Origin of the sequence: Halolactibacillus miurensis (assembly GCF_900116255.1) — a bacterium.
In the GTDB taxonomy this organism is placed as follows: Bacteria; Bacillota; Bacilli; order Bacillales; family Amphibacillaceae; genus Halolactibacillus; species Halolactibacillus miurensis.
The window spans coordinates 76,668-90,060 of sequence record NZ_FPAI01000001.1 but is presented as its reverse complement, the minus strand read 5'-3'; the positions used below and the strand labels follow the sequence as shown (position 1 = coordinate 90,060).

The following is a 13,393-nucleotide window of genomic DNA, read 5'->3' as shown; positions in this document are numbered from 1 at the left end:
TTTCTAAATTAATCAAATACTTTCTTTTCAAGTGCATAGAGCAATGCTTGCGAGAACAAACTATTAGACCACGCAAACCATTCACGGGTATATTGATAAGGATCATTCGCATCAAAACCTTCATGCATATAGTTTGTTCCAGCGTCAGTCGAAGCCAAAGTATCTATAAGCGCTTTTATCTTTATAGGGTCTTGTTCAGTTAAAACTTGCATTGACAGACCAATTGGCCAAATATAGCCTTCCGGCGTATGCGGACTTCCAAGACCTTTGGCATATGTGCCTTCATAGTAATACGGGTTACCTTCACTTAAAATAAATTTACGTGTATTTTGATAAATCTCATCATCAACACGACAATAGCCTAAATAAGGTGCAGAAAGCAGACTAGGAGTTCCGGCATCATCCATTAACACATGGTTGCCAAATCCATCTGTTTCATAGGCGTAAATTTTCCCGAATTCTGGGTGATGTACTATACCATAACTTTCAATGCCTCGCTGAACTTCTTTTTGTAGTCGTTGCATCCGTGTTATTAAAATATCTTCACCTTCAAGGTGTGAGATCATTTCTAACGCATAGCCAAGGACAACAACAACAAACATGTTGTCAGGAATATGGTAATGATACTCACATGCATCATCACTTGGTCGAAAGCCCGACCAAGTCATACCTGTATAATTCACAGGTGTTCCTTTTCCATTATTAGACAAAGTATCTATATCGGGACAATCATCTCGTTCAAAAGTATATGAAGATTTTTTGTCGTGATATTGTTCTATTTCCCACATTGAAATAATCTTATCCAGTGCTCTTAAGAACGTTGCATCAATGACCTTGTCATCACTTGTTTCTTTCCAGTAGGTATAGATTAGCTTTAGTGAGAAACAGACCGAATCGACTTCGTACTTTCGCTCCCAAATCCATGGTGTGAGCACCGATTTATCTGCTTTATTCCAGTGCTGATCATTTGCTTCTTCATTAAATGCATTCGTGTAAGGATCGTGGTTAATATAAAACAAGTGGCGCTTAATCAACCCTTTGATTAGTTCTTGTAGTTCGTCACTTTTAGTTAAAAAGGGCAAATAATGAGCGACCTGTTCAGCTGAATCTCGTAGCCACATCGCCGGAATATCACCTGTAAAAACAAAAGTTGTCCCGTCAGCTAAACGTTTGGTCGTTGTTTCAAGTGTGTTCGGGAAACAATTTGTAAATAGCTGTTGTAATTTCGGTTCATTTTTTAATTGTATATGGACTTCATCCATGACATCTTGAATAATTTCTGGATATTGCTTCATTTTTTCACCTTTAACCTTTCACAGATCCCGCTGTCATACCCTGGATAATTTTCTTATAGAATGCTAAGTAAATCAGTAAGACTGGCAATACCGTGATTGACATCGCTGCCATCATTTGCGGATAATTTACTGTGTACTGACCATTAAAGTTCGTTAAACCAACAGGAAGGGTTCGAAGCGCTTCGTCTTGAATAAGTACTAACGCAAACGGGAACTCATTCCAAGCTGTTAAGAAACTTAAAATAACTGCTGTTGCAATGACGGGTGAGGCAACTGGGAAAATAATTTTAAAAATAACTTGAAAAGTTGTACAACCATCCATGATTGCGGCCTCATCAATTTCTTTTGGAATTTGTTTAATAAACGATTCAAATAAGAAAATCACAATCGGCAAACCGAAGGCGACATAAGGCAAAATAAGTGTGTACGGTTTGTTTAATAGCCCGACATTTTTAAATTCAATAAAAATAGGGACTAGTAAGCCATGGATTGGAATCAACATACCAAACATAAATAATATATAAATCACTTTTCTTCCTGGGAAAGAAAATCTTGCAATCATATATGCAATAATAAAACCTAAGAAGATGATTAAGAATACGGATGATAAACTAATATACACACTATTAAAAAAGTACTCATGTAATTTACCAACCTGAATCGCTTCAATATAATTGGAGAATTGCCACGTTTCAGGTAAAGAAATCGTATTTAATGTGAATTCTTTCTGTGTTTTAAATGACGAATAGAGCATCCAAATAATAGGGAAGACGGCAGATAAAGAAAACATCAGCAATAGTATATTTACAATCGTTTTACCTAAAGGTGTGAGCCATTTCATTCTTTTTCTCCCCTTCCTATTATTTGACTGATGAGAATAAGTCCAAGACTAAGTGCTAACATACCGATAGATACAGCACTACCGTAACCTAATTCAAAACGATTAAATGATACGTCGTACGCATATTGTGCCATAACAGTTGAGCTGCTACCCGGCCCGCCGCCTGTCATAACAAAGATATGATCAAACACTTTCATGTTTCCAGCAATACAGAGCATGATGGCTACTCTAAATGTACTCTTTAGCATAGGCATCGTAATATGCCATGTTTGCTTCCAACTTGTTGCACCATCTATTTTGGCGGCTTCATATAGTTCATCTGGAATATTTTGCATCGCAGACATAAAGATAATTAAATAAAACCCAACAAACTGCCACACAATCGGAATCGTAACTGAGGTCATAACAATACTCGGGTCATCGAGCCATGGAGAAATCCATGACTCAAGACCAGCAGCATTCAGACTATAATTTAATAAACCATAATCATGATTGTAAATCATTGACCATAAAAAACCGATAATAACAGCGGCTAGTACATTGGGGATGAAAATAACCGTTCGGTGAAACTGTTTCCACTTTACCCATGATCTTGTTAATAAGACAGCAATTAAGAAAGCAATCCCAACTTGACCGATAATACTCATAATAATGATAAATAAGTTATTTCGGAACGATTGCCAGAACACATCATCTTGAATGAGTGCTACAAAGTTGTCTAAACCGATAAAGTCCATATTCGGTCCACCTGACCAATCAAAGAAACTATATCTTAATGCCATAACAAGTGGAACTAGTACGACAAAAGCGTAGATAGCTAATCCAGGTAAAAGGTATAAATAAATCTTAGAATTTCTAGGCTTTATTGCACTTTTTGTTTTCATTTTATCCCCTCAAATGTAAAGATTATTTACTATATACTTTTTGAATATTCTCCGCAGCTTCTTCTGGTGTCACTTGATCAATGACCATGATTTGCATGTTGTTGTTCATTTCTTCAATTAAAGCAGGCTCTAAGATCGTATCATAGATAGGTACATATTTATTATCTTCGAGTAATTCTAAGATTTCGCGTGTTAATCTACCTAAGTCCATGTCTTCCGTACCTGATACTTTAATTGCTGGCATTTGACCTTTTTCCAAAATAAGTTTTCCAGCATCTTCATTCGTTAGGTGATAAATCATGTCTTTAATTGCTTCAAGTTTTTCTCCTGTAACATCAGCGTTGATGGCATAAGCCCAACCACCGCCACCTGATACGGTATTTTGGTTTCCACCAGCATCATCAATCGCTGGGAAAATAGCTACATGTGTATTTTCTAATACGTCTTCTGGAGCATTACTTGAAATAGAACCAGCCGCCCAGTCGCCTTCAATAAACATCGCTGCTTTACCGTTCATGTACATAGCTTGTTGCTCACTGTTATCGATACTGTTCATATTTTCATTAAAAGCACCTCTATCAGCTAATTGATTAATTGCACCGAGTGCATCAATAAATGGTTGATCAGTAAAGGCTGCTTCACCATTGTTTGCTAAAATGTTATTGAACCACTCATCACCCGTATAGCGGTTGCCTAGCGTACTTAAATAACTTGAATTAAGTACCCACTTGCCTTTGTTTCCTAGAGCGATTGGGGTCACGTCATTTTCATTTAATGTATCGATAGCTGCTAAGAACTCATCCCATGTTGCAGGGAATGCTTCAATACCTACTTCATCAAAGATTGCTTGATTATAATAAACGATATGCGTCGCACCGCCTGAAATTGGCACGCCATAAGCACTACCATCTACTTGGAACGGCGTAAGTGTTCCATCAACAAATTGATCTTGCCAACCATCATTTTCATTCAAAAACGCATCTAAGTTCATGACTTGTTCGTTTTCTAAAAATTGTTGCGTCATTGAACCTTTAATTAGGAATACATCTGGTAATTCATCACCAGCTGCTAGTGTCTTAACTTTCGTTTCGTAATTATCATGTGACTGAATTTCTTGGTTAATTGTTACATCTGGGTTGTTAGCGGCAAACTCATCTAATTTTTCTAATTGAGCCGTTGGTGCTGGTTCCCCTAATTCTTTGTTGTAATAGTGCATAAGTGAAATGCTTACATCATCACCGTCTTGATTTTCAGAACCGGTTGCATTATCATCCCCGCTTCCACATGCAGTAAGTAGACTGACAATAGCAACAAATAAAGTGAGCTTTAAAATAAACGCTTTCATTTTTATTCCTCCTAAGAATTAATTTATAGTTTGATTATACCGCCTCATAATTCTTTTGACGTTACACGTTCTTGTGAAATGTTCTCCATTTTTGTCTATCATCAAAAAAAGAGAAGTAAGTAACAACTTAACTTCTCAAAAAAATGACTTATTTTCTTCTATTTCTAAATTCCGTTGGAGAGTCACCGGTCTTCTTTTTAAATACGCGCACAAAATATTTGTAATCTTTAAAGCCCACTTCAGCTGCCACGCGATACATCGGCCAAGCCGGTTGTTCTTTTATCGTGATTTTCGCCTGTTCTATTCGGTAATCATTTAACCACGTAATAAGTGATACGCCTTTTTCTTTTTTGAAAATTTTACTTAAATATGTTGGGGAAATAAAGACTTGTTTGGCTAAGACTTCAAGCGCTAATTCTTCCTGGTAATGTTCTTTTATATAATCGATTGTTTGATTTACAAGGTTAAAGCGTGTACTTGTTGACTCCGCCTCTCGTTTTTTCAATAAATGTTTAAATGCATGAACCAGTGTCACTTGAATTTTCATTACAGTGTTATTTAAAGCGAAGATTTCCGTCTGATCGAGTTGAGCTAATTCTTCCTCTCGGTCCAATTCAATATAAGAACGAATAAGTATACGTACCGCCCACTGATGCACTTTAGTTAAAGAATAGCGCTCTTTTACAAACATCTGAAATACCTGATCGATTTTTTGTTCTAACCTTGCTAGATCACAATTCTTTAAGCAATCCATAATGGCTATAGTTATTTCCTCAGAAATAACTGGCAAGTGATCTTGCTCATCTTCATGCGGCATATCAGATACCTCATATACTTTGTTCTCTCCAAAATAAACCTTTTGTCTTCTTGCATCGACCGCCTCAGTATACAGGATCGCTAGTTTTTCTCTTGAACCAACGACAGAACTTACACCGATTGTAATCGTATAGTCTTTCGCTTTAGTATAATTTAAAGCGCTTACAAAATTTCCTTTAATTTCTTTTATTTTTACATCTGGTACATTTATGACCACCGCTATTTCATATTCAGAAGGAAAAAAAGAGTGCGCGCTTCCTTTAATGAATTGTAGGAGATGGTCTCCTTCATTTCTAGCAACAGGTTGGTCAAACTCCATTGATACAACACGGAAGAATGGCCCATCAAAATGAATCCCTAATTTTTTAGCGGTTTGAAGTTGAAAGCTTGTCAAGTCTGTTTGCGATTGCATAATGGTTCTGAGCCATTCTCGCTGCAGTAATACTTTATTTTCTTTATAAAAACTTTGGCGTGTTCGCTCGCCTAAAATTTGATTGGTCACTTTATTTAATGAGCGCACTAAATCTGGAAAACCCACAGGTTTTGTTAAATATTCTTTCACACCAAATTGTATTGCTTTTTGGGCATATTGAAAGTCTTGATAACCACTCAAGATAATCATCTTTGTTTTAGGGAAGTTTTTACACGTTTCTTGAATTAATTCAAAACCATCCATGACCGGCATACGAATGTCGGTTATTAATATATCTGGTGCTTCTTTGTCCATTATATCTAAAGCAACTTGGCCATTTGACGCACCAAAAACATCGTGTTCATCCATCTGTTTAATAGCTGCGACAATCCCTTGTCTAATCATCGGTTCATCTTCTACAACTAAAATCTTCAATGCTTACACCTCCTTCTTCTGTCTAGCAATAACCGTTAAGCCTTGATTTTTATTCGTTAAAAAGATCAAACCATAATCTACGCCATTGTTTAATCTAATCCGATCATTGATGTTTCGTAGGGCATAACCTTTCATATCCTGTTTAAACCTGATATCATCCAACAGCGCCAACAATTTAGTAATATCGGCACCAACCCCGTCATCTTCAACTTTAATATCTAAATAGTGATCGGTCGTTTTAATTTGAATAGAAATATTTCCGTGACCACGGTGTTCAATACCGTGTGTAATCGCATTTTCAATGAGTGGTTGAATTACCATTTTTACGGTTTTATAGTTTTCAATACCTGGTTCAACATCAATGTCAAAGTTAATCATGCCTTGATAGCGTACTTCCTGGATTTTTAAGTAGTGGGTAACGTAAGAAAGTTCATTCTCTACCGTCGTCACCGAACCTTCTTCTTTTAAAATCATGCGAAACAGTTGTGATAAAGAGTAAGCCATCTCCGCTGATTTTTCACTCCCCTCTGAATAACTCATCCAATAAATAGTATCCAAAGTATTGTATAAAAAGTGGGGGTTAATTTGTGCGGTTAAAGCTTTTAATTCGGCGTCTTTATTCTTAATTTCAACTTGATAGACTCTTTCAATTAAAAACTTAATTCTTTTCAGCATAGCATTGAAGCCAGATCCTAATTGGTTAATTTCGTCCGTGCCTTTTTCAGTAAACGATACATTTAAGTTATCATTTTCAACTTCTTTCATTAGTAATTCTAGACCCTTAATTGGTTTTACGATATATCTAGAGAAATAAAAGGCGACAATCAGACAGACAAACAAACTGACAAGTAAGGATCCGATAACTAATCGAGGTACAACGACATTTCGTTGAAGTAATTGCTCAAGAGAAATAAGATGAACAAGTCTAAAGGGGTATTTTTCCAATTGGCTTATTGTTTGAATATAGTCATAGTTATCGATAGAAATTTCTTTAGTTAACGGCACTACATCCTGAAAAACCTTATCATTCTGTTGTGGTAGATCCCTGCTTTCTCTTGATAAAACAACCTGCTGATTGTCGTGAATCAAATAATAATTCTCATGTAAATCTTTATTATAAGTTGTCAACAAACTATTTAAATAATCTATATCTAAATGAATGCTAATATAACCAACAGGTTCGGTGATATCTTGCAAATTTTTAATAATTCGAGAATATGTAAACAGCCCACTCTCAGCATCAATAAAATAATGGGCTTGTCCATTTAAATTTAATATCGTCTTATATTGCTCCTCACTCAAAGTAGCGCCCGATCTATTTGTATCAATTAACAAAGAACGGTTTGTACCAATGTGGATAGACTTGATAAAATCTTTAGAGCCAATAAGGTGGACCAATAACTCTTCTACTTCTCGTTTTTGTTGTTGAAAAGAAAAACTTTCGTTATCATCTTTATTTTGTAATAAATTTTGGGCCTGATTGCTTTGTATCACAAACAAAGACAGGTCATGAATATCTTCTAAAATAAAAGTTAAATTCTCGTTAATTTGAGTTACTGTACTTTTATTAGAATTAATGAGGTTAGTAATGGCCAAATCTTTGTAGTTTGAATAAGTCACTAATCCAATCAGTAACAATGGTATTAGAACTAAGATCAAGGTAAATATAAAGATACGAGATTGCAAGCTATTTTTCTTGAAAAACTTCAAGATAATCATCTCCATTAAACAATATGTATGGTGCTAATTTTTCTATATAGTAAACCATACAATCAAATAACACAAGCTTGGGTTGCACTACACTCAATTAACTTATCACATTAATCTTGAGGTGATTACATTATGTACAGACTCAGCTTAGTTTCAAAAAATCAGCTTAATCATTTAAAAAAGCTAAAATTTCTCTAAGATTCCCAAAGATTTTCTAGCTCATTATTATTCGCTATAGAGAGTCAGGCATTTGAACAAACAATCGTCAAATTAGTTATCTAAAATTCTAATATCAACTGCTAAAACCAATCATAAAGTTTGACGTCCTCGTAACAGCCCTACTGTCATCAGGTGCACCTTCAATACACTTAAGGAATAATTAGTATTAACCTAACTGAAGAAACTATCATCGATTGTCCTGCACATATTTCCTATCAGAATATAATTGCTGGTGCAGTCTGTATGAAAAAAAACCGAGGATTATTAATCTTTTAACGGTGTGGCCAATCTTTCTAGAATCACTCTCTGATGATTATTAACAGCTTGTCTTAAATCTCATTCCAAAGTTGATCGAGATTTATATTATATATCTTCACTGTTATTCGATCATTCCACCTATAACACTCTTGAACTTCTCCGTATCCACAGTGTGGATAAATTAATATCCCTCTGAGATCTTCATCCTGCGGCTGGTGCATGAGATAAGTGACAATTTGATAAAGATGCTTACTATGAATACTTTGCTTATCAAAGTATTGGTGAAACATATTTTGATAGAACTTAACATCTATCACTATCCGTTTACTATCATTTTGATGAATAAGAGATAAGTCTGTCCGCATTTTTGGAAGTAATGATTGGTTCCTATAAGGTGACATTGTAAGATTTTTTACTCAACCGCATAACCGGACTGTTCCCGTTGATAAAAGTAAAGTAAATTTTTTCAAATAAATTATGCATCTCGCTTGGAGATAATTGTACGGTGAACAAGTTCCAATCACCATGTTGATGAGAAAGCAATCGCAGCTCATAAAGTAATTGCCCCAGATGTATCATCTTTTATATTGAGAAATTTCTCTTGCTCAATGGCTTAAACTCATAAGGCGTGACTTGTTTAAACCAATCAGTTTCTTCGATATCTCTTGGTTTAGTAGTTAAAAAAGAATGACCAGTCGTGCATCCTGCCCATAATTGGAAATCATTTTGTATCTCCTGATTAATTTGCTCCGTAACTTTTAATATCTTTTCAATCAGCATACGCGATACCTCTTGATTTTCAAAGTGACGTTGCCATTTTCATTATAAAAACGAACCATATCTTCAATACTCACTAGAAGATATGGTTCGTTCTATTATAATCAAGTTATTTTACTGATCTTATAGCTTAAATTGATTTACAATATCACTTAATTCTTCAGCCATATGAGAGAGAGACTCAGAAGAAGCCGCAATTTCTTCCATCGATGCACTTTGTTCATCAGAAGCGGCAGCAACAGTTTCGACGTCACTTGCCGACTGCATCACATCATCCGTTGTTTCTTGACTGCGCTTCACCATGTCGGTTGTACCCTGGCTTATGCTCTGAATAGCACCAAGCATCTCTTTCGTCCGTGAAACAATATCCGTTGTCGCTGATTGAATCGCATCAAAGGCTTTACCCGTGCCATCAATTTTTTGTTGACCTTCAATCACAACGGTCTCGTTTTCTTTCATCATGTCGACGGACTTTTCAATCTCTATTTGGATTTTTTCAATCAACGTACGAATATCGGTCGCCGATTGACTCGATTCTTCCGCTAATTTTCTTACTTCGTCTGCGACGACCGCAAAGCCTTTTCCGTGCTCGCCCGCGCGGGCGGCTTCAATCGCGGCATTTAAGGCAAGTAAGTTCGTTTGTTCAGCAATATCAGTAATAACGTTAATAATTTTACCAATTTGTTTGGATTCTTCCCCGAGCTTGTGTACAGATGTCGATACATTAGACGTTGTACCCTTAATGTTCGTCATGACTTTTGCACTCGCTTTAATGCCTTCTTGTCCACGTTCTACTCGCTCAGCAGACGTTTCAGCTGATGTATTCACTCGACTAATACTGTCTTCAATACTATTAATCCGCTCCGCAATCGTTTCAACGGTCGTCATCGATTGTTGAGCCATCTGACTTTGACGATCTGAACTTTCAGAGACGGACATAATTGATGACGCAATTTGCTCCGTTGCTTTATTCGTCTCTTCACTGCTTGCGCTTAGTTGTTCAGACGAAGCAGCCAAGGTATGCGACACGCTTGAAATTTTACCAATCATGTCACTAAGATTGTTTTTCATAAGATTTAAACTTTCAGCTAAATCATTGATTTCATCTTGACGTTTATACACCAGATCAGGCATGTCTAGTTGATTTTGACTAAGGTCGAGTAGGTACGCTCTGATTGCTTTAATTGGGCGTGAAATATGGTTAGCAAATAGAACGGAAAAGATAATGCCTACAATTAAGGCAATAGTCGTTGTGATCACGACGGTCCACAAAATATCTTGTGAGCCTTCATTAAAGTCTTCCATATAAGAACCTGCTGTTACCACCCAGCCCCAGTTAGGGTCGAGTGCATTGTACATGATTTTATCTCCAATACGATTGGGGTCATCTGGAAAAGCCCAAGCATACGTCGTAAAACCACCACCATCTAGAGCGGCCTGGATTTGATTTTGGACAAGGAATTGACCCTCGCGGTCTTGAACATCCCAGACATTTTCGCCTTCAATTGTTGGGTGAGCGACTTCTAGCCCTTCTTGGTCATAAATAACAAAATAACCGTTCTTACCTAAGTCAATCGTTGATGTCACCGGTCGTGTACCATCTGCTTGACGTTCGCCAAGTAAATACACTTTGACTTGTTCTTGCGCTTCTTCAAGTGTGAGTTGACCGCTCTTTACTTGTTGGTCCATAGAATCTATTAACTGAAGTGCCATTTCCACTGCATTTTGAATGGTTGTTTCACCTGAGGTGTTTAAGTGGTCACTGGCCGAATAGTAACTGACCATACCAATCGTTAAGCTTGGAAGTAATAGAAGTAACGTTGTAATAATCAATAATTTTTTTCGAATATTAAGTCTCATAGTAAAGTTCCTCTTTTCATCTGTCTATCTAAATTAATATCGTCTTAACAGGTGAAAAGTAAAAGCCCTTTGACTAATATTTTAGATGCCTAACAATTAATGATTATCAGATTGCTCATTAATATGGTTACAAGCTGTATCTATCTAGCAACGAATAATTGAAAGCAGCGGCCTGATTATAACTAAACAACAAACGGGTGTAACGATGTTGCACTTACGCTGATTGACGCTTCTATCTGTTTGGTCTAGAATTAACCTAAACATTCGCTCGGATTGCACGCGCGTTCGAAATGATGAATAAGCAGATAACTAATGGAGGTCCATAATGAATAATAATGATTTATTGATTAGGTTAAGATATGCGCTTGATTTAAAAGATGAAGAAATGGTCGACATTTTCGCCTTAGGTGAAGAGAAGATTGACAAAGAAACGGTCCAGGACATGTTAACAAAAACGAACGGAAAAACAGATGATACCGATGCATTCACTGAAAATGAATACGAGATAGCTTGCACGAACCCACAGTTGAATGCTTTCTTAGATGGCTTCATTATCTTTAAACGCGGTAAACAAGACCCCGCTAAAAAAGCGCCGCAAAAAGTCAGCTTAACAGATGAAAATGTTAATAACTTGGTCTTAAAGAAAGTAAAGATTGCTTTAACACTGACGAGCGATGATATCTTAGCGCTTTTAGAGAAAGCGGGTATTTCAATCTCCACTAGTGAATTGAGTGCTGTACTGAGAAAAGAAGGCCATCGTAATTACAAACCTTGTGGGGACCGGTACATGAGGAACTTCTTAAAGGGGTTAGCGCTTGAATACCGGCTTTAAATTCTACTAATAGCAGTAATTTAAATACAAACGTTAGTACAGTTTTTTTGAATGCTTAGATCCTCGATGTTTGACGTGCTCGTTTATAGATTTACCAATCCTATTATTATAATTATAGTATAAAAAAGGATATTTTAGGGTTGGCATATCATAAGTATACTTTTTTCCATATATTTATATTCACTTTAAATAAAGTTTATACATTTGACTTTACAATTCAAGTGTAATTAATAAGTTATACTAGACTAGAGAGTTTCGTTAAAGTCGGTTAAACCTGTGGAAATGAGAGCACGTCACATGGGCCTAACATTGAAAGAATAAGATTTAGTCGATATATCAAGTTCTCCTTAACCTGGGTGACTCTATCTTCCGTTCAACTGTTTGCTTCCGGCTTCCTTTAGATTCTTCCTCATAGAAGACACCCATGCCTGCGCACACAAGAGGTAAAAGCTTAAAAGTGAAAGGTTTTACCTCGCTATTATTTCATTTTCTCCTATAAACCGTCTCATTCTCTCACTTATTTTGATACTTCCTCAATTGAAGTTCTGTGATAATTTTACTTATTTGCTTCAACTTATTTATTTTCGAAAACTCTTTTAACATGTACAGAAATGAGCTAATCATTATCATAGTTCCTAAAATCAACATATAAAGTTTAAATAATGGCATTCCAACTTCATTATTCCCATTCATCAACTCTCTTAAGCTATATGTTAACAATCCTGTAATTAAAACTGAAACAATTAGTTGTCTTATGATAATAGAAAGGGGAATCTTCTTGCTATCTTCAAGAAGTTTAATCTCTTTTACCAATAACGTATCTATTAGTTGGTAATCTTCCTCAGAGTTTATTTTGACATTTTCTTTTATACATAGATCAATTTTTTCTATTTTATGTTCTTCGTATTCGTTTATACTTTTATAATCACTAACTATAATTTTCTGGTGAATATAACTAGCATAAACAATTGAACTGAAATAGAAACTCACAGTCAATACCATCATTAATGTACTTATTATTCTATCATCTACTGTTAAACTTAAGTAAAAAACACCTGGCAACGCTATAATAACAATATATGGAATTATAATGAACTTGTTTTTCTTAAAACTATAAATAAATCTACGCACTAATCCGTAATTTTCATTGTAAACCTTCAATAAGTCAGCAATTAACATTTAACCTCTCCTCATATTCAGACTCAAGTGACTACTGCCAATGATATTTACCAGGCTTGCCAAGAAATGTACCAACGTATGACAAATGACTTACCATTACTCGTATGGATCTAGATTTTATATTGAGCAGCGGGCATGGTTACCTCATTGGTCTGATTCAGCATGAATTCAGTTGATTCTCTGGCCAAGAACCATGTCCGCATGAGGTTCGGTGTGAAGCCATTGGATCTCTCTAGAAATCTCCATGATATATAGTTATTTTAACGTGCTGATGAATAGGTTCGGATTGGGTGGTAAATACCTTAGTATGTGGTGCTAAATAACTTGTCACTAGTGGTAATGTATATAGCATAATTGAAATGTAGTTTATCGTAATTAATTCTTGTTGGTAAAATACGGCCAAAAAGTCATGCTCACAGATGAAAATGTTAATTCCTTTGCCTTAAACAAAGTAAATATTGCTTTAACATTTACGAACAATGGTATTTTAGCGCTTGTAGATAAATCTAGTATTTTGATTTTGACTATTG

The 13,393-nt window shown here is 35.8% G+C and carries 11 protein-coding genes; 1 reads left to right on the top strand and 10 read right to left on the bottom strand.

The features are described from left to right. Window positions 1-8: 8 nt before the first annotated feature. The 9 genes from BM390_RS00385 to BM390_RS00345 form a co-directional block, all read right to left on the bottom strand. Window positions 9-1,295 (bottom strand): glycoside hydrolase family 125 protein, encoded by a 1,287-nt coding sequence (locus BM390_RS00385; protein ID WP_089852687.1) that lies wholly within the window; start codon window positions 1,293-1,295, stop codon window positions 9-11. Window positions 1,296-1,305: 10 nt separating this feature from the next. Next, the gene (locus BM390_RS00380) at window positions 1,306-2,136 is read right to left on the bottom strand and encodes a carbohydrate ABC transporter permease (protein ID WP_062320100.1); all 831 of its coding nucleotides are present in this window, start codon (window positions 2,134-2,136) and stop codon (window positions 1,306-1,308) included. Then, window positions 2,133-3,020, bottom strand: coding sequence for a carbohydrate ABC transporter permease (locus BM390_RS00375; RefSeq protein WP_062320098.1), 888 nt, complete (start codon window positions 3,018-3,020; stop codon window positions 2,133-2,135). The genes BM390_RS00380 and BM390_RS00375 overlap by 4 nt, the downstream gene beginning before the upstream one ends. A 22-nt stretch (window positions 3,021-3,042) precedes the next feature. Then, window positions 3,043-4,365 carry an ABC transporter substrate-binding protein gene (locus BM390_RS00370; protein WP_062320097.1) on the bottom strand — a complete coding sequence of 441 codons (1,323 nt, stop codon included), beginning with the start codon at window positions 4,363-4,365 and terminating at the stop codon, window positions 3,043-3,045. Window positions 4,366-4,513: 148 nt separating this feature from the next. Beyond that, complete coding sequence (locus BM390_RS00365) at window positions 4,514-6,028, bottom strand: response regulator (protein WP_062320095.1); 1,515 nt, start codon at window positions 6,026-6,028, stop codon at window positions 4,514-4,516. Window positions 6,029-6,031: 3 nt separating this feature from the next. Continuing rightward, entirely contained in the window at window positions 6,032-7,738 is a 1,707-nt protein-coding gene (locus BM390_RS00360) for a sensor histidine kinase (RefSeq protein ID WP_062320093.1), read from the bottom strand. A gap of 548 nt (window positions 7,739-8,286) precedes the next feature. Next, entirely contained in the window at window positions 8,287-8,580 is a 294-nt protein-coding gene (locus tag BM390_RS15825) for a 5-methylcytosine restriction system specificity protein McrC (RefSeq protein WP_062320091.1), read from the bottom strand. Window positions 8,581-8,797: 217 nt separating this feature from the next. After that, on the bottom strand, window positions 8,798-8,995 hold the full coding sequence (locus BM390_RS00350; RefSeq protein ID WP_062320089.1) for a hypothetical protein: 198 nt from the start codon (window positions 8,993-8,995) through the stop codon (window positions 8,798-8,800). A gap of 120 nt (window positions 8,996-9,115) precedes the next feature. Continuing rightward, window positions 9,116-10,852 carry a methyl-accepting chemotaxis protein gene (locus BM390_RS00345; RefSeq protein ID WP_089852686.1) on the bottom strand — a complete coding sequence of 579 codons (1,737 nt, stop codon included), beginning with the start codon at window positions 10,850-10,852 and terminating at the stop codon, window positions 9,116-9,118. A 325-nt stretch (window positions 10,853-11,177) separates the two neighbouring features. Between BM390_RS00345 and BM390_RS00340 the strand changes: the two genes are divergently transcribed. Beyond that, window positions 11,178-11,684 (top strand): YehS family protein, encoded by a 507-nt coding sequence (locus BM390_RS00340; protein ID WP_062320080.1) that lies wholly within the window; start codon window positions 11,178-11,180, stop codon window positions 11,682-11,684. Window positions 11,685-12,197: 513 nt separating this feature from the next. Here the strand turns inward: BM390_RS00340 and BM390_RS00335 are convergent. After that, window positions 12,198-12,863: a hypothetical protein gene (locus tag BM390_RS00335; RefSeq protein WP_062320078.1), complete on the bottom strand. Its 666-nt coding sequence runs from the start codon at window positions 12,861-12,863 to the stop codon at window positions 12,198-12,200. Between the last annotated feature and the right edge of the window lie 530 nt (window positions 12,864-13,393).